The organism is Dyadobacter subterraneus, from assembly GCF_015221875.1.
Classification (GTDB): domain Bacteria; phylum Bacteroidota; class Bacteroidia; order Cytophagales; family Spirosomataceae; genus Dyadobacter; species Dyadobacter subterraneus.
This window is the reverse complement of record NZ_JACYGY010000001.1, coordinates 4,754,774-4,771,071: the sequence shown is the minus strand read 5'-3', so window position 1 is coordinate 4,771,071 and position 16,298 is coordinate 4,754,774. Positions and strand designations below refer to the sequence as shown.

The following is a 16,298-nucleotide window of genomic DNA, read 5'->3' as shown; positions in this document are numbered from 1 at the left end:
AATAGCGCACTAACCGTACATTATGCTATATTTAGGACTGCCATTAAAAAAGACTGGCATGCTCAACATGGTAGACCCTAAATATTTAAATAAAGTTTTTAATGCTTTTCCTGCGCCCGGCGTAGTGTTACTTCCGGATTCTCCCAAATTTACGGTTATTGAGGTAAATCAAGCCTATCTCGATATCACCAACATTGCACGCGAGGATTTTATAGGAAAGGGCTTTTTTGGAGCACTTAGTAGAAATTCTTATTTCAAAGCACATCTTTGGAAAGATCTTTTGGAAAGATCAATTCGGGAAAAACTGCCCATGCAAACGCCGGTTTTTGATTATGAGATACCTGTAAAAGGCACTTCTGATTTTGTAATCAAACAACTGGTAACTTCTATAACACCAGTTTTAGGCGATGATAATGAAATAGAATTTATTATCAGATCCGTCACGGATGTCACGGAAATGCTTGCTGTAAAAGAAAATGAAAAGGCGGTGATTGATAATCTGGCAAGGAATGAAAAATTTCTTGAAGAGACACAGCGTTTGGCAAGGATTGGAAGTTGGGAGGCTGATCTGGTAAACCGGAAGATCAACTGGTCGGATGTTGTAAGGGAGATACATGAAGTAGCAAAAGATTATATCCCTTATGAAGACGCACCGGTATATTTTTTCAAAGAGGGGGAAAACAGAAATTTATTTCAGGCTGCCGTTAATAAAGCGCTTGAAAATGGTTTGGGATTTGACCTTGAATTACAAATTATTACCGCAAAGGGAAACGAGCGCTGGATCAGATTAACCGGGGATGCGGATTTTAATGATGGAATTTGTACCCGGATCTACGGTTCTATCCAGGATATCAACGACAGGAAAATTAACGAGCAAGAACTTCTTGATTCAAGAAACCGGCTGGAATCACTGATACATACCGTTGACGGAATTGTATGGGAGGCTGATGCGCAAACTTTTGAATTTTCATTTATTTCAGATCAGGTAATCAATATTCTTGGCTATACTCCCCGGGAATGGCTTGCAGAACCTGATTTTTGGGCAAATCATATCCATCCATTTGACCGGGTACAAGCTGTTGCCTATTGTCGGAGATGGGTAAAAGACGGCCGGAATCATACATTTGATTACAGAATGATCCGGGCAGACGGGAGTATGGTCTGGATAAAAGATGTAGTTTCTGTAATCCGCGAAGATGGTAAACCAACATTGCTGCGCGGAATCATGATGGATATTTCAGATGGAAAGCGTTTTACTGAGCTGGAATCGCTCGAAAAAAAGATACTGGAACTAAATTCACATAAGGAAATAGCGATCAAGGATATTCTGACAGAATATCTCAAAGGAATAGAGGCAATTTTTCCGCATATGAAATGCTCTATCCTTCAGGCAAAAAATGGCCGTCTTTATAATTGGGCGTCGCCATCCTTACCTCCTGAATATGTTGAAGCGATTCAAGGTTTTGTAATCGGTAATAATTTTGGCTCATGCGGCTCGGCAGCTTTTTTGAAAAAACCGGTTATTGTGAGTGATGTAACAAAAGATCTGCGTTGGGCAGATTACAAAGATCTGGCTTTAAAGTATGGTCTGCGTGCATGTTGGTCTCATCCGATTTTAAATGCCGAAGGAAAAGTAATCGCCACCCTGGGAATTTATTATCACGAGGTGAAAGAGCCGGTAGAGGAAGAATTGAAAGTTATCGAAAAATCAAATGCCATTTTAAAAGTTATTCTGGAAAACCGGCAAAGTTCGGAAATGCTGGAAGAGACTTTCTTTTTAATGAATCAAGGGCAGGAACTGGCTCATTTTGGCAACTGGCAGTGGGATATTGTAAATAATATCGTAAGCTGGTCGGATACGCTTTATGACATTTACGGTTTAAATCGAGCCGGATTTAGGGCTACTTTTGAAGCATATCAGGAATTGTTGCATCCGGATGACAAAACGAGGGTTTATCATTTAATCCAGAGTGTATTACAAACCAAAAAGGATATTGTTTTTGAAGAAAGAATTATTCGTCCTTCCGGTGAAATCCGGCACCTCAAATCATGGGGAAGATTAAAAACGGACGAAAAAGGGAAACCTTTAAAAATGATTGGTGCCTGCCTCGACATTACCGAGAGCAGGAAAGTGCAGGAAGAATTACTTGCCAGTGAATCCAGGTTGAGAAGCCTGGTGGACGCTCAGACAAATTATGTAGTAAGGCTTGATCTGGCTGGTCGTTACACTTATTATAACAAAAAATACAAGCAGGATTTTGGATGGTTTTTTCCGGATCAAAATCTCATTGGACATGATTGTCTCGAAATCACTATACCAGAACATCACGCCCGGCTTTTGGAAGTTTGCGAGTTATGTAAAGAAAAACCGGGAAAAGTTTATCAGATCGAAATAGATAAAATTCCAAATGGCAATGGCATTATTTCGACGTTGTGGGATTTTGTATGTTTAATTGATTCCAACGGCAGACCATCCGAAATACAATGTACGGGGCTGGATGTAACCGACCGGAAAAAAATGGAAGATGCGCTGAAAAACAGTAATGAGCGTTATGAATTGGTAAACCGGGCCACAAATGACGCAATTTACGACTGGGATTTGACAACAGATCACATTGCCTGGGGAGACGGATATCGCCGTTTGTTCGGTTATGAGGTGACTGATGAAAGGTATCCCGTTGAAAAATGGTCATCAAATGTTCATCCTGATGATATTGAAGCGGTAACTCATAATCTTAACAAAGCGCTTGCTGATAAAACGCAGCAAAACTGGGCATCCGAATATCGCTACCGGACACTTGCCGGAACCTATGCCTTTGCGCAGGAAAGAGGTTTCATTGTCAGAAACTCTAATGCTGAACCTGTAAGGATGATCGGCGTACTGCAAGATATAACCGAACGAAAACAAACTCAGATAAAACTTCTACGTAAATCGAAATTTTTGGCTGCCATTGCTGAGGTCAACAACAGTCTTTTACAATATAGTGACTGGTCGGAAGCATTGGATAAATCATTCGGGATTGTCGGATTGGCCATTATTGTCGACAGAGTTTATTATTTTGAGAATTACACGGATGGTATTTCCGGACAGAAATTTGCTAGTCAGAAATTTGAATGGAATGCCGGCACATTTGATTCACAGGTTGATAATCCCCTGCTACAAAATGTGCCGCACGAAAAATTGGCAAGTTTTATAAATTTGCTCAATGACAACAAGCCATTTACCGCTATCGTAAGCCAGTTGCCGGAGTCAGATTTGAAAATTGATCTCATTGAACAGGATGTTAAGTCCTTAATGATTGTACCGGTTTTTGTGAAAAACAAATTCCATGGATATGTGGGTTTTGATGATTGCCGGCTGGAAAGATTATGGGATGAGGATGAAATTTCTTTCCTGAAAACCATAGCAGTGAACCTGGCCAAAGTAATTGAAGGGCAGGAGGCAGATAAGGCGCTGTTTGATGCTTTTGAAGAAAAAAATAAAACGCTTGAAAGTATTCAGGATGGTTTTTTTGCCGTGAATGAAGACTGGATTGTAACGTACTGGAATAAAGAAGCCGAGAACTTGCTAAACATCAAACGTGAAGAAATCGTAAATCATAACTTCTGGGATATTTATAACAAATCCATTTCATCGAGATTTTATTATCAGTACAACAAAGCATTAAAAGAAAATACACCAGTTCGCTTTGAAGAACATTTTACGCCTTTGGACCGATGGTTTGAAGTGAGCGCTTTTCCGGCCAAGGCTGGTTTAACCGTTTACTTCAAAAATATTACGGAACGAAAATTTGCGGAAGAAAAGTTGAAAGAGCTTCATCAGGAACTGGAAAGTAATCTAAAAGTCCTGGCGATTTCCAATGCCGAACTTGAACAATTCGCCTATGTTGCCTCGCACGATTTGCAGGAACCCTTACGGATGGTAACCAGCTTTCTTACACTTCTTGAAAAAAAATATAGTAACGCATTGGATGAAAAGGCAAAAAGATACATTTTTTTCGCTGTCGACGGTGCAAAAAGAATGCGACAGATTATTTTGGATCTGCTTGATTTTTCGAGAGTTGGAAAGTCGGAAGAGAAACTTGAAGAAGTTGATTTGAATGAATTGTTAGAAGAAATAATTCTACTGTACAGGAAAAATATCGAAGAAAAACAAGCCGTAATCAGATTTTCGGATTTGCCTGCCCTTGTTACATTTAAAACACCGTTAAGACAGATTTTCCAGAATCTGATCAGCAACGGATTGAAATATCAACCTGATAATAGAATTCCGGAGATAGATATTTCTTCAAAAGAGACCGGGTCACACTGGGAATTTGCCGTCCAAGATAATGGAATCGGGATCGATGAGCAGTATTTCGATAAGATTTTTATTATCTTTCAAAGACTGCATAATAAAGACGAATATTCGGGGACTGGCATGGGGCTGGCGATTACGAAAAAAATTGTGGAAAACCTGGGTGGGAAAATCTGGTTAAAATCAGTGGAAGGAAAAGAAAGCACTTTTTATTTTAGCATTGCAAAACAGCAACCAACAACGTTATGAAAAGTATACATATACTATTAGTTGAAGATAATGAGGGAGATATTTTGCTCACGACAGAAGCTTTACAGGAAGGCAGGATTTCAAACACGATCAGTGTTGTCAGAGACGGAGAAGAGGCAATTGATTTTTTGAACCAGAAAGGCAGACACGCACTGGCGGAACAGCCGGATCTGGTACTGCTGGATGTAAACCTTCCAAAAAAGAATGGTCATGAGGTACTTCAGTATATTAAGAAAAGTGATGATATAAAGCATATCCCTGTCATTATGCTTACAACGTCATCGTCCGAAAAAGATATCAACCTTTCTTACAAAAACCATGCAAATTGCTATATCACAAAACCCGTTGAACTGGATAGCTTTTTAAATGTGGTAACGCAGATCGAAAATTTCTGGATCAGTATTGTAACCCTTCCATCTGTAAACAAAAATTGATGGAAAAGGATAAAAATCTATACAAAATCCTGGTCATTGAAGACAACCCCGGAGATTTTGCTTTGATTGAAGATTTTCTTGACGAGCAGATGGTTTCTCCTGAGATTTTTCAGGCTAAAACATTTAAGGAAGGCCAGGCCCTACTTGTAGAAAAAGGATTAGCTGTAAATGTCATTTTGCTGGATCTATCACTGCCAGATAAAAGCGGTGAAAACCTGATTATGGAAATTGTCGCCCTGAGCGCCGGAATTCCAATCATTGTATTAACAGGTTACCCGGATATTTCTTTTAGTGTAAAATCGCTGTCACTTGGCGTTTCTGATTATTTACTCAAAGACGAATTATCTGCTTCCAATCTATATAAAAGCATACTTTATAGTATTGAACGCAAGAAAAAATCGGCTGAACTGGAAGAATCCGAAAAAAGATACAGTGATCTTTTCCAGCTGAGTCCGCAGCCCATGTGGGTTTACGATCTTGAAACTTTGAAATTTTTGAACGTTAACGATGCCGCGATCAGGCACTATGGTTATAGTCTTGAAGAATTTCGGGGTATGACAATACGTGACATAAGGCCGGTTGAAGAGCTTCCTAAACTAGAAGAAGCGCTGTATCTGACCAGACGCCAGTCGTCAACGTTTCATTACAATGGAATATCGAGGCACAGAAAGAAAAATGGAGAAATAATCCAGGCTGAAATTCAAAGTAACGGCATTTATATTGATGGAAGGAGAGCCAGGGTAGTTTTGATAAATGACATCACTGAAAGACTGCGTTACATTGAAGCCATTGAAAGCCAAAATCAAAAATTGCAGGAAATAGCATGGCTTCAATCACACGTGGTAAGGGCGCCAGTGGCAAGGTTAATGGGAATTGTTGATTTGATCAAAAATTATCAGCATTCTGAAAACGAGCAAAACGAATTGCTTGATCACATTCTTATTTCGGCCAATGAGCTTGACGGGATTATCAGGGATATCGCAAATAAGACCCAGCATATTTGAAGAACTATCCTGATTAAAAATTAATCTAAATTTTCAGGCACAATATCATTAATGTATAAAATCTATTAAATTTGTGACGCAGTTGGGAGGTCTGACGTATTAGACCGTGTAGAACATTGCTTCTCCTTGACTGCTTTTTTTATGCACTTACTATACTGCGATGAATCCGGTAGTGCACCTGACCCTAATCAAAAACATTTTGTATTAGCAGGTATTTCTCTTTTTGAAAGACAAGGTTTTGCAATTGCTAATGAATTAGACAAAATTGTATCAAGGGTAAATCCTGATGATACTGCTTCAACCGAACTGCACGGTAGTCCCATATACGGTGGTAAGAAATTCTGGAGACATTATGAACGTTAATATCGATATGAGATAATAAAGGATTCTTTAAGGGTCCTGGCGAATTCACATGTTTCAAACCGGATATTTGCTTGTATAATTAATAAAGAAAAAGTTTCTCCCCGGGATCCTGTTGAACTTGCCTTTGAACAAATTGCCAGCCGATTCGATCATTATCTTGCAAGGCTTTATAATCAAAATAATACTCAGAGAGGAATTATAATTTTTGATAAATCGACTTATGAAACAACTATTCAAGGGTTGGCCACCAATTTTCGTACAATCGGGCACTCATGGGGAGTTTTAAGAAACTTATCAGAAGTTCCATTGTTTCTTGATTCAAAAGCTTCAAGATTAATTCAATTAGCAGATTTAGTTGCTTATTCCATTTTTAGAAAATACGAGCACGGAGACACCCAATTCTTTTCTATTATTGAAAATCGATTTGATCAGGTTGGGGGAATTAAACATGGTCTTTGTGAAAAACTGTGAATAAGTGTAATTTTCCAAGGCGTTCTATTCAATCTAAGCTTTGGTTTTTTTTAATAAGTTACAATAAACACTGTAACCCGGCTTATTGTAACTTATCAAATTTTTTCTAGCTCCGATCCCAAAAAGCAGGCGGTTCAATGCCAAGTGCTCTCAGATAAACGTATCCTTGTGCACGGTGATGAATTTCGTTGTCGATGATATATAAAGTAGTAAAGTAAACCGGACCGTCATACTGGCCAAAAGCGGCATCCAGTTCATGGAAACGAGAAACAGGAATTTTTGGCCAAAGTGTGTTAATTTCTTCTGTAATTTTATCCCAAAGCATAAGAACTTCCTGTTTGGTAGCCGGTGGTTGTGATGCAAAATTAAGCGGAGGATCTCCGTAGGTCCATTCGCCTGAAAAAATCCCATTAATTCCCGGTCCGGAAAGAACCATGATTTCCATTACCAACTCGGCAAAAGTGCGCATGCCTCCAATAGAGAACGTATAAAACTGATCGTCGGGAAAAGCTTCAATTACTCGGCGGGTAATCCGGCGATGTCCCTGCCAGTGTTCCAACAAGGCGTCCTGTGTAATGAAAACTTCTGATGGAAGAAGTTCTTTTAATTCACTTGTGTTATTTTCCATTTTGCTGAAAGGTTATGTTGTTAATATTTCCATCACAAAGAAAATATCAGCCAGTGACAGCCCTATGTCAACAAGTTTTTAATCAATAAAAAAATATTTTGATGACAAGGGATAAATGAATTCTCCAAAAAAAACGCAAGAATCAGGTTTTGGCTACAACAGCAAAAGTATAGTTTTGACAAGACAAGAGATGAACAAACTTTAACATTATGATACTGCATGCGAGCCTGGGAACCAGTGAGATGGAAATTCGCAGAAATCTTGGAAGATTAATCAAAAATGGAGGTATTACACTTGGCGGATATAAAAAGGCCGGAATCTACGGCACATTAAATTGCCGTTCGGGGAAAAGAATGAAAATAGAAAACAGAGTTTTCTTTAAAGATGAGAAGGAGGCTATTTCAGAAGGTTACCGGCCATGCGCCCATTGTTTGCCTGAAAAATATAAACTTTGGAAATCAAGTCAGGAGAGGGAAGACTATTAATTCTTCTAAGGTAATTTTTTTGCGAGACTTCTCCATAAATAGAAAACAATATAACTTTCCCACCCGCTCATTCCCTTAAAAAAATCGAGAATCTGTAAATGGTCTTTCTTGTCCGTGATGATATTGTGCAGGAATAAAGCCTGCACTAAACCCGCGTCCCCGTACGGAATACTTGACTGCTCTTTTAAACTTTTCATAAGCGCATAATTAGCCGTCCAAATACCAATTCCTTTAACCGACATCAACATTTTTTGCCTGGCCTCCATGTCTGGGAGAGACATTAACATTTCCTTGCTGAGTTTTCCTTCATCAAAAAGTTTGGCGATACCGATGATGTATTCTGATTTTTTGCCTGAAAACTGCATTGCTTTCAAATCCGCCGGATCGGCGTGTGCTAGTATTTTGAATGAAGGGAAAAGGTGAAATATTTGATTCTCAAACTCAATTTTGCTGCCGTATTTTTCAACAAGCCTCCTTTTTAGTTTATAGGCAAAAGTCAGATTGATTTGCTGACCTGTGATACTCCAGCATAAGGCTTCGAAAAGATCCGGAATTCCAATCATTCTTAAACCCTTAAATTCCTCAACCATATAAGATAGTTGACGATGCTGGTTGAGAAGTATATAAAATGGCCTTAAATCCCGGTTGATATCAAGCCAGTCAATTACATAATTTTTGATAGCCAAACTGTCTTCAGTATTACAAACTCCCGATAAAATTTCGACTTCCAGTGAATCCGCCTTCTGATATATTTGTAATAAAAACGGCTTTTCGTTAATAAGGACCGCCTTCATTATTTTAGTATCAGCTATTGAATGCATGCAATCATCATAATTGCGATGAAGGAACCATAAACATTCTCCGAAACTGAAAGTTGAATTTATGGGTATTGAAATAGTTTTTGCGCTCATTATAGGCTCCGTATAGTTTAATGATTGCGGTAAGAAAGTAAAAATAGCGGAGTCTAATCTGGCAACCAATCTGGTTCTTGCTATATGCAGTATGTTGTGCAGGATATATTAATTGTACGGCACTTATTTTCTCTCACCAAATGAGCTTCTCAGTAAAAACTGATTAAACAAGTTTTGTAACACTGCATTACAAACATACCGTTTTCCACTTAGCACAAGTTCAACTGCCCGTATGAGTTCGGATGGGTCATTTTGTTTTAATAAGTAACCTTCGATTCCAAATTCGAGATAGGGCAGGGTTTTGAAATCATAAATTATTTCGTCGTATATAATTATTGGTGTGGCAGGATAAAGCAGTTTGACCTTATTATAAAGGCTCAGATCTTTCTTTTTAGCATTATCATTAATTCCTAAAATTATCAGGTCGGTTTTATTATTATTCTCTCTTTGCAGAATATCATCCGCAGATGATAACTCACTAATTTCAAGGTCCCTGAAGTGATTTTTTAACAAATTGGCAATTCCAGTACGTAGGGTCGGATAATTATCTATTATCAAAAATGAAGTCATTGAGCAAAGTTTAGAATAGCAAGTTATGCAATTATCGTGCCAAAAAATACATAGTAAATAATTTGGCCCGATTATTGCAAAATTCTTATACTTTTTCTTCAAATTAGCTTTGGCCAGTTTTCCTTGGTGCAAAAAGCCTATTAGCATGCATCGTTTATTCTTGTGAATATTACTGCTGATGCCTTTTGATTTTCAAAAAGTGCAGATCCGTAATCCTATTATTTTTATTTTATGCTATACATATTATCGCCAGTAGTTTTTAAACATTGCTGGTCAGTTATGCAAACAGAACCTAAACCGTAGGGAACAGTTCATCTTTAATAATTATGTGTATTAAATGTGATTAGATGTAAATCGAAGTAGGATTACCATCTTAGAAAGTTGCTTTCTCCCGTGGTGAGATTGTCCGGAAAGGAGTAGTGTACTGGAAGCTTAAGGAAGAAGGGATAGTGTGTGATGTAGTGCGGAATTGAACCCGATTAGCCTTCTACAATCAGACATTGCAAAAGATTGTCTGTTATCTGACTTTGTTTTTTTCCAGTCTGCCTCCTGGAACAAATTCTCCTTCGATCCAGCGGACGAAGTTTTTGGCATGTGTAAGATAAATGTTTGCCGCTAATGGCTTCAATTCGGACGACTGAATCTCGTTGATGTACATGTCGAGTAGCCGGCTGATTTCCGTTAATGATTCTGAATCGGTTTGCATGATGCTAGGTTAAATATGTGTGAAAATAATTATTGAATTCTAAGTATATACAGCATACTGAGGAATTGAAATAACGGGCCAATTTTATTTCAATTAAATTTAAAGCCCTAACCGTTAAATAAATACATGTGAAAGTTCATTCTTTTTACATAGAAAAAACATGTATTATCCTTAATATTTTTTCAGTTAGGCCTTTTGATCAGTTACTTCAGTTTAACCAGGCCGTCAGAAGTCGTTTTGCAGATAGCGTGCGGAAAGATTTACTAAATAAGTCAGTGACATCAACAATCTACGCATCTGTATTTAAATTAATTAAGATGGTATAGTATTTTATTCTGATTATTAAAATTATTTGAAATAAAATGTTGTTGTACAAAGAGCAAGGATTAATTTTGGACCATTATTCGATTTTAGTCGAAAAATAATTGATAGACAATGTTAAATAAAGATGAAATAATTAAGGCAAAAATTCTGGAAGGGGCTAACAAACTTTTTCTCAGGTATGGGTTGAATAAAACAACCATGGAAGATATTGCCAAGGATGCGGGGAAAGGGAAAAGCACGCTTTATTATTATTTTAAAAGTAAAGAAGAAATTTTTCAAGCCATTATCAGCAGAGAAAAGGATGACTTTTTTCTGATACTTCAAGGCGAGATTGCCAAATCACCAACAGCCTGGGAGAAATTCAAGACATTTTATCTGAAACGTTTTGAAATGATGAAGAAAATGGCAAATCTCTACACCGTGCTGGTATCAGAAACCAGAGAAGCAATGTTTGCAACGGGTGGAGATTGTCACTGGCGTAAAAAATATGACGAAAAGGAGATTGTAATCCTGAAAAGTATCCTGGAATACGGAATGATCAGTGGTGAATTCAGAATTTTGTCTGATACAGAACTCAACAGACTTGCCTTCGTGCTGACAAGTGCGCAGCGAAGCATTGAGTTTGATCTTATCATGTATGACAAACTGGATGAGATGCACGACTATTTGAACCTGCTTATGCAATTAGTAATGAATGGACTAAAAAAATAATATTGGGTTTATGCATCGACCAGGATACGTTATTAGTCCTTAGTTTCAAAAGTGAGAATTCTTTGACCGTAACCAGTCAAATAACTGTCAGAAAATTAAGTGTTTGAAGAAAGCCGGGACGTCTGACATTGTTTTAGAATAAGTAGATTTATCTGTTGCTTTATTTAATTGTGTCTTCACAAAAAAATAACAAAAAATTAAATAAAGATTAAAATAAACAGATATTGAAAAAGAAGGAGTGGAGAAGTACCAGAAAAATATTTTCTTTGCCAAGGTCTATCCGGTTGTGAAAATAATAATTCTATTTAACACAAAAATGGGTCTGTTTTTTCGGAAAGAAAGTATTAAAAATACAATTTTTATATCTTTGTAAAAATATAATAAAATCGGTTTTTAAATTTTCAAAAAACGAGAGATATACATCGAAAACATTGAAATATCACTTGTCTGGTAACTTTAAAAGGAATAATGGTACACTTGGTGCCAAAACAGGTTTTTGAGAAAAGTTTTCATAAGAACAGGTTTTAATTCCTGCACCAACTGAAAAAAACTGTTTTTGTTATAAATTATTTTAAATAAATTAATTCAAGTAAAAACCTTTATTGAAGTTAACATGTTAGGTAATGCAGGCGAAACAATGCTTTAACATTGCCGTAATATGCTTAAATTACTTTTTTAATGACGAAAAAAATGCATAACCCACTGGAACTAACTGGAAATCAGGAAGTAGGTGCATGTTTCTGACACTAAATATTTATGGGGAATAAACTACATGCCCGGGTTTCTGAATTCAGAGATTCGAAGGTAATTAAGGAAAGGGGTCTTTACCCTTATTTTAGGCCAATTGAATCAGGTCAGGATACTGAGGTAATCATTCATGGCAAAAAAGTGCTGATGTTTGGTTCAAATTCATATCTCGGCTTGACAAATCATCCTAAGGTAGTGGAAGCGGCACGTGAGGCAACTACCAAATACGGAACCGGGTGCGCAGGCTCACGTTTCCTGAATGGTACATTAGATATCCATGAAGAGTTAGAGAAAAAACTTGCAATCTACACCGGAAAAGAAGCTTCTGTACTTTTCAGTACCGGTTTTCAGGCTAATTTGGGTGCACTTTCAAGCATTACCGGAAGAAATGATTACCTGATCCTGGATGATGCAAATCATGCTTCTATTATTGATGGAAGCCGCTTATCGTTTTCGAAAGTGGTTAAATACAGCCATAATAATATGGATGATTTGAGAAACAAACTTAAAAATCTTCCTGAAGACGCTATCAAGCTTATTGCCACTGATGGTATTTTCAGTATGGAAGGTGATATCGTGAAGCTTCCTGAAATGGCGGCTATTGCAGAAGAGTTTGGTGCGAATATCATGGTGGATGATGCTCATAGTCTGGGTGTTATCGGCGTTAATGGCTCTGGAACTGCTTCACATTTTGGTCTTACGGATAAGGTGGATCTTATCATGGGTACTTTTAGTAAATCTTTTGCTTCACTTGGTGGGTTTATCGCTGCGGATGAAGAAACGATCGAATATCTGAAGCACCGTGCACGTGCTTTGATGTTCAGTGCCAGTATGACACCATCTTCTGTTGCAAGCGTTTTGGCTGCTCTCGAAATCATTGAAAATGAGCCTGAGCACATCGAAAGACTTTGGGCAAATACTCATTATGCTAAAAAATTGCTGCTTGAAAGTGGCTTTGATTTAGGGAAAACGGAAAGTCCGATTCTTCCGATTTATATCAGAGACAACGAAAAAACTTTCCATATCACAAAAATTTTGCAGGAAGACGGTGTATTTGTGAATCCGGTTGTATCGCCAGCGGTACATACTACTGAATCACTGATTCGTTTTTCTTTGATGGCAACACATACTTTCGATCAGATTGAAGAAGCGGTTGATAAAATGACCAAAGCCTACAAACAAATATATTCCGACCCTATTATTTCTGAAAGTGTATGACCCGAGTTTTACCCGTTACCTCTAATAAGGAGCTGGACCGTTTTGTTGATTTTCCGCATGACTTGTATAAGGATGATGTAAACTACGTTCCGGAAATATTTATTGGGCAAAAAGATTTGCTTTCCCCCGGTAAACATCCTTTTTATGAACATTCTTCCGCGCAATGTTTTTTGGCGTTTGACGAAAGTGGTAAAATAACGGGTAGAATTGCTGCAATACATAATGTGAATCATAACGAGTTTGTAGGAGCAAAAGACGGTTTTTTCGGTTTTTTTGATTGCATAAATGATCAGGAAACTGCGAACCTGCTTTTTGAAAAAGCAACGGAATGGCTTAAAGAGAAGGGACTTAACAAAATCCAGGGACCTGCAAGTCCGACGACCAATGATGTCTGCGGACTTTTGGTTGATGGTTTTGATTTGCCTCCGGTTGCAATGATGCCTTATAATGCGCCTTATTATCTGACGCTTCTGGAAAATATCGGATTTACAAAAAAAACAGATTTGCTGGCTTACAAAGTGATGCACGCAACTGTAAATGACAAATCGATAAGAATGCTTGATTTACTTCAGAAAAGATTACTGGAAAGAAACGGTATCGTGATCAGAAAGGTAAATATCAAGGATTTTAAGAATGAGGTTGTTAAAATAAGAGAGATATATAACTCAGCGTGGGAAGAAAATCTTGGCTTTGTGCCGATGACTGAACATGAATTTGAGTATCTGGCCAAGGATTTAAAAATGATTCTGAATCCTGATTACTGCTTGCTTGCAGAAAAGGATAACAAGATTGTCGGTTTTGTGCTTGCGATTCCGGATATCAATCAGATTCTGATAAAGATCAAAAAAGGAAGATTACTACCGACAGGGATATTTAAGCTTCTTTTCCTCAAAAAGAATATTGACATGCTGCGTATTTTAACGCTGGGTGTTATCGATGGATACCGAAAACTGGGTATTGAAGCCTGTTTGTATGGAGGAATCATCAAAAATTCAAAGGGAACAAAAATAAAAGGTGGGGAGTGCTCGTGGATGCTGGAAGATAATCACATGATGAACCGGGCACTGGATCAGATGAACGGAGAACTTTACAAGCGTTACAGATTGCTTGAAAAAGAAATATGAGTAAAAGGATATTGATAACCGGAGCAAGTGGATTTATAGGTTATCACCTCATAAAAGCTGCACAAAAAGCCGGATTTGAGGTAGATGCCGCAGTACGTTCATCAAGCAGGTTATCACATTTGAATGCTCTGGCACCTAATTTTGTGACACTGGATTTTGGTTCAGAGGAATCATTGAAGAGGAGTTTGGAAGAAGGGCAATATGCATATATTATTCATGCTGCCGGGGCTACCAAAGCTAAAAATTTAGAAGAATATAATTTAGTAAACGCTGAATATACCAGAAATCTGGCTCAGGCAACAGAGAAGGCAGATATTCCACTTGAAAAGTTTGTATTCGTCAGCAGCCTGGCCGCTATTGGTCCTTCTGATTATCATGACGTTAAACTTTTTACAGAAAACAGAAAGCCAAATCCGGTAACGGCATACGGAAAAAGTAAGCTTTTGGCAGAGGAATATTTATCAGACAGCACTTTGCCGCTTGCTGTTTTAAGGCCGACGGCTGTTTATGGTCCTGGCGAAAAGGATTTATATATCGTTTTCAAAATGTTGCAGGATGGACTGGATCTGTACATTGGTAAAAAACCTCAACGTTTCAGTTTTGTTTATGTTCAGGATCTGGTGAATGCGATTATGCTTTCAATGCAAGCTGAAAATAAGGCAGAACGGACTTACAATATATCTGACGGAAACGTTTATGGGCGTTATGAGCTTGCTGATACCTTTAAGGATTTACTGAGCAAGAAAACAATACGTGTACATATTCCCGAAGGTATTGTAAAAATAGCGGCAAATGTATTGGAACTGGCTTATATGAATTCTGAAAAATCGCCGGTTCTGAATAAAGAAAAGTTGAACGAGCTTACAGCACCAAATTGGGCTTGCAGCATCGAAGCAGCAAAAAAGGATCTGCATTATCGTCCGGCTTATAATCTGAAAACAGGTTTGGCAGAATCTATGCAGTGGTATACAAAAGGAAAGTGGCTTTAAATCACCTCTAAATTGAAGAACATGATGTATCAAGATCAACATATCAGGCCACCGGGATTATTAACCGGACATCCGGCTTAGCTGACCGAAGTCTGATGATAGTAAAATAATTTGAAATGTCAGGGACAAAATAGTTGGTTCGCTTGTCCGTGTTTTTGGAAGCAGGACCTTGTAGAATTGAAATAACCTGAGAATAATGAGTCAGTTGCATAAAATAATTGCAACATCCCTGGGGATAGGATATGTCGGGAAAGGTGGCGGAACAGTCGCAGCTGTATTTACTTGTATTTGCTGGTATTTTTGGCAGGTTCATTTTACACCATCAATCTGGTTTGGTTTTGGAATAACACTCTTTATTACGATAATTGGGACGATTTCTTCGGATGCAGTTGAGCCTTTTTGGGGAAAAGATGATAAAAAAGTAGTGATCGATGAGGTCGCTGGAATGTGCATCAGCTTATTATTTTTGCCTTCAACAGGTGCTTATATTATAACAGGACTTATACTGTTCAGGTTTTTCGATATTGTAAAACCTCTCTACATCAGAAAAGCGGAAAAACTGCCCGGTGGGTATGGCGTGATGCTTGATGATGTGCTTGCCGGTATTTGTGCAAACATCCTTCTACAAATAGCCTTCAGATTTAATCTTTTGTAAAATAATGTTAACGTTTATCAAGGCGCAAGCCTCTTCTTTGATTGCTACATTTCTCGACTTTTCGACTGCAATCGTTCTGGTGAACTTTTTTGGTGTGGAACCGTTTACTTCAAGTATAGCAGGAACGTTTTTTGGAGGGGTTGCTAATTTTACGATTAACAGGTACTGGGTGTTCGAGGCAGCGGAAGATAAAATTGGTGGACAAGCGCTGAAATATTTTGTTGTTTGGGTCGGAAATCTGGTTTTAAATGCAGGAGGAATGTATTTGTTGCTCGAAAAGACAAATTTGAATTATGTTATCTCCAAAGCCATTGTGGCACTTATTGTTGGCTTTGGTTACAATTACATGTTTCAGAAAAAAGTGGTTTTCAGATGATCGTCACAGAACATAAATGAGTATTCCCTGCCTGAT

General features: G+C 37.9%; 16 protein-coding genes. 12 read left to right on the top strand and 4 right to left on the bottom strand.

What is annotated here, in order from left to right; all coding sequences use genetic code 11:
* The first annotated feature begins 22 nt into the window (after positions 1 to 22).
* From IEE83_RS19910 to IEE83_RS33615, 5 genes are all read left to right on the top strand, one after another.
* A complete protein-coding gene (locus IEE83_RS19910; protein ID WP_194122259.1) occupies positions 23 to 4,546 on the top strand; it encodes a PAS domain-containing protein in 4,524 nt (1,507 codons plus the stop codon).
* Positions 4,543 to 4,980, top strand: a complete 438-nt coding sequence (locus IEE83_RS19905; RefSeq protein ID WP_194122258.1) for a response regulator — start codon at positions 4,543 to 4,545, stop codon at positions 4,978 to 4,980. Before IEE83_RS19910 ends, IEE83_RS19905 begins: the two co-directional genes overlap by 4 nt.
* Positions 4,980 to 5,984 carry a PAS domain S-box protein gene (locus IEE83_RS19900; RefSeq protein ID WP_194122257.1) on the top strand — a complete coding sequence of 335 codons (1,005 nt, stop codon included), beginning with the start codon at positions 4,980 to 4,982 and terminating at the stop codon, positions 5,982 to 5,984. The genes IEE83_RS19905 and IEE83_RS19900 overlap by 1 nt, the downstream gene beginning before the upstream one ends.
* A 141-nt stretch (positions 5,985 to 6,125) precedes the next feature.
* Positions 6,126 to 6,347 carry a DUF3800 domain-containing protein gene (locus IEE83_RS33025; protein ID WP_228101892.1) on the top strand — a complete coding sequence of 74 codons (222 nt, stop codon included), beginning with the start codon at positions 6,126 to 6,128 and terminating at the stop codon, positions 6,345 to 6,347.
* A 12-nt stretch (positions 6,348 to 6,359) separates the two neighbouring features.
* Positions 6,360 to 6,818: a DUF3800 domain-containing protein gene (locus IEE83_RS33615; protein WP_369009354.1), complete on the top strand. Its 459-nt coding sequence runs from the start codon at positions 6,360 to 6,362 to the stop codon at positions 6,816 to 6,818.
* Between the two features lie 106 nt (positions 6,819 to 6,924).
* Here the strand turns inward: IEE83_RS33615 and IEE83_RS19890 are convergent, their stop codons facing one another.
* Complete coding sequence (locus IEE83_RS19890; RefSeq protein ID WP_194122256.1) at positions 6,925 to 7,446, bottom strand: DinB family protein; 522 nt, start codon at positions 7,444 to 7,446, stop codon at positions 6,925 to 6,927.
* A gap of 209 nt (positions 7,447 to 7,655) precedes the next feature.
* Here IEE83_RS19890 and IEE83_RS19885 point away from each other — a divergent pair, with 209 nt between their 5' ends.
* Positions 7,656 to 7,931, top strand: coding sequence for an Ada metal-binding domain-containing protein (locus IEE83_RS19885; protein WP_194122255.1), 276 nt, complete (start codon positions 7,656 to 7,658; stop codon positions 7,929 to 7,931).
* Positions 7,932 to 7,936: 5 nt separating this feature from the next.
* Here IEE83_RS19885 and IEE83_RS19880 read toward each other — a convergent pair whose 3' ends face one another.
* The 3 genes from IEE83_RS19880 to IEE83_RS19870 form a co-directional block, all read right to left on the bottom strand.
* Complete coding sequence (locus IEE83_RS19880; RefSeq protein ID WP_228101891.1) at positions 7,937 to 8,752, bottom strand: DNA-3-methyladenine glycosylase family protein; 816 nt, start codon at positions 8,750 to 8,752, stop codon at positions 7,937 to 7,939.
* Between the two features lie 213 nt (positions 8,753 to 8,965).
* Positions 8,966 to 9,412 (bottom strand): response regulator, encoded by a 447-nt coding sequence (locus IEE83_RS19875; protein WP_194122253.1) that lies wholly within the window; start codon positions 9,410 to 9,412, stop codon positions 8,966 to 8,968.
* A 517-nt stretch (positions 9,413 to 9,929) separates the two neighbouring features.
* The gene (locus IEE83_RS19870) at positions 9,930 to 10,118 is read right to left on the bottom strand and encodes a hypothetical protein (protein WP_194122252.1); all 189 of its coding nucleotides are present in this window, start codon (positions 10,116 to 10,118) and stop codon (positions 9,930 to 9,932) included.
* A gap of 435 nt (positions 10,119 to 10,553) precedes the next feature.
* Between IEE83_RS19870 and IEE83_RS19865 the strand changes: the two genes are divergently transcribed.
* The 6 genes from IEE83_RS19865 (at position 10,554) to IEE83_RS19840 (ending at position 16,262) form a co-directional block, all read left to right on the top strand.
* The gene (locus IEE83_RS19865; RefSeq protein WP_194122251.1) at positions 10,554 to 11,153 is read left to right on the top strand and encodes a TetR/AcrR family transcriptional regulator; all 600 of its coding nucleotides are present in this window, start codon (positions 10,554 to 10,556) and stop codon (positions 11,151 to 11,153) included.
* A 756-nt stretch (positions 11,154 to 11,909) separates the two neighbouring features.
* Positions 11,910 to 13,118 carry a serine palmitoyltransferase gene (spt, locus tag IEE83_RS19860; RefSeq protein ID WP_194122250.1) on the top strand — a complete coding sequence of 403 codons (1,209 nt, stop codon included), beginning with the start codon at positions 11,910 to 11,912 and terminating at the stop codon, positions 13,116 to 13,118.
* Positions 13,115 to 14,242 (top strand): GNAT family N-acetyltransferase, encoded by a 1,128-nt coding sequence (locus IEE83_RS19855; RefSeq protein WP_194122249.1) that lies wholly within the window; start codon positions 13,115 to 13,117, stop codon positions 14,240 to 14,242. Before spt ends, IEE83_RS19855 begins: the two co-directional genes overlap by 4 nt.
* Positions 14,239 to 15,231, top strand: coding sequence for an NAD-dependent epimerase/dehydratase family protein (locus IEE83_RS19850; RefSeq protein ID WP_194122248.1), 993 nt, complete (start codon positions 14,239 to 14,241; stop codon positions 15,229 to 15,231). Before IEE83_RS19855 ends, IEE83_RS19850 begins: the two co-directional genes overlap by 4 nt.
* Positions 15,232 to 15,427: 196 nt before the next feature.
* Positions 15,428 to 15,886 (top strand): phosphatidylglycerophosphatase A family protein, encoded by a 459-nt coding sequence (locus tag IEE83_RS19845; RefSeq protein ID WP_194122247.1) that lies wholly within the window; start codon positions 15,428 to 15,430, stop codon positions 15,884 to 15,886.
* 4 nt (positions 15,887 to 15,890) lie between these two features.
* A complete protein-coding gene (locus tag IEE83_RS19840; RefSeq protein ID WP_194122246.1) occupies positions 15,891 to 16,262 on the top strand; it encodes a GtrA family protein in 372 nt (123 codons plus the stop codon).
* Positions 16,263 to 16,298: the final 36 nt, after the last annotated feature.

Coding starts and splice junctions, on each gene's coding strand:
- IEE83_RS19910 (WP_194122259.1), top strand. CDS start 23: ATGCTATATTTAGGACTGCCATTAAAAAAGACTGGCATGCTCAACATG.
- IEE83_RS19905 (WP_194122258.1), top strand. CDS start 4,543: ATGAAAAGTATACATATACTATTAGTTGAAGATAATGAGGGAGATATT.
- IEE83_RS19900 (WP_194122257.1), top strand. CDS start 4,980: ATGGAAAAGGATAAAAATCTATACAAAATCCTGGTCATTGAAGACAAC.
- IEE83_RS33025 (WP_228101892.1), top strand. CDS start 6,126: ATGCACTTACTATACTGCGATGAATCCGGTAGTGCACCTGACCCTAAT.
- IEE83_RS19890 (WP_194122256.1), bottom strand. CDS start 7,446: ATGGAAAATAACACAAGTGAATTAAAAGAACTTCTTCCATCAGAAGTT.
- IEE83_RS19885 (WP_194122255.1), top strand. CDS start 7,656: ATGATACTGCATGCGAGCCTGGGAACCAGTGAGATGGAAATTCGCAGA.
- IEE83_RS19880 (WP_228101891.1), bottom strand. CDS start 8,752: ATGCATTCAATAGCTGATACTAAAATAATGAAGGCGGTCCTTATTAAC.
- IEE83_RS19875 (WP_194122253.1), bottom strand. CDS start 9,412: ATGACTTCATTTTTGATAATAGATAATTATCCGACCCTACGTACTGGA.
- IEE83_RS19870 (WP_194122252.1), bottom strand. CDS start 10,118: ATGCAAACCGATTCAGAATCATTAACGGAAATCAGCCGGCTACTCGAC.
- IEE83_RS19865 (WP_194122251.1), top strand. CDS start 10,554: ATGTTAAATAAAGATGAAATAATTAAGGCAAAAATTCTGGAAGGGGCT.
- spt (WP_194122250.1), top strand. CDS start 11,910: ATGGGGAATAAACTACATGCCCGGGTTTCTGAATTCAGAGATTCGAAG.
- IEE83_RS19855 (WP_194122249.1), top strand. CDS start 13,115: ATGACCCGAGTTTTACCCGTTACCTCTAATAAGGAGCTGGACCGTTTT.
- IEE83_RS19850 (WP_194122248.1), top strand. CDS start 14,239: ATGAGTAAAAGGATATTGATAACCGGAGCAAGTGGATTTATAGGTTAT.
- IEE83_RS19845 (WP_194122247.1), top strand. CDS start 15,428: ATGAGTCAGTTGCATAAAATAATTGCAACATCCCTGGGGATAGGATAT.
- IEE83_RS19840 (WP_194122246.1), top strand. CDS start 15,891: ATGTTAACGTTTATCAAGGCGCAAGCCTCTTCTTTGATTGCTACATTT.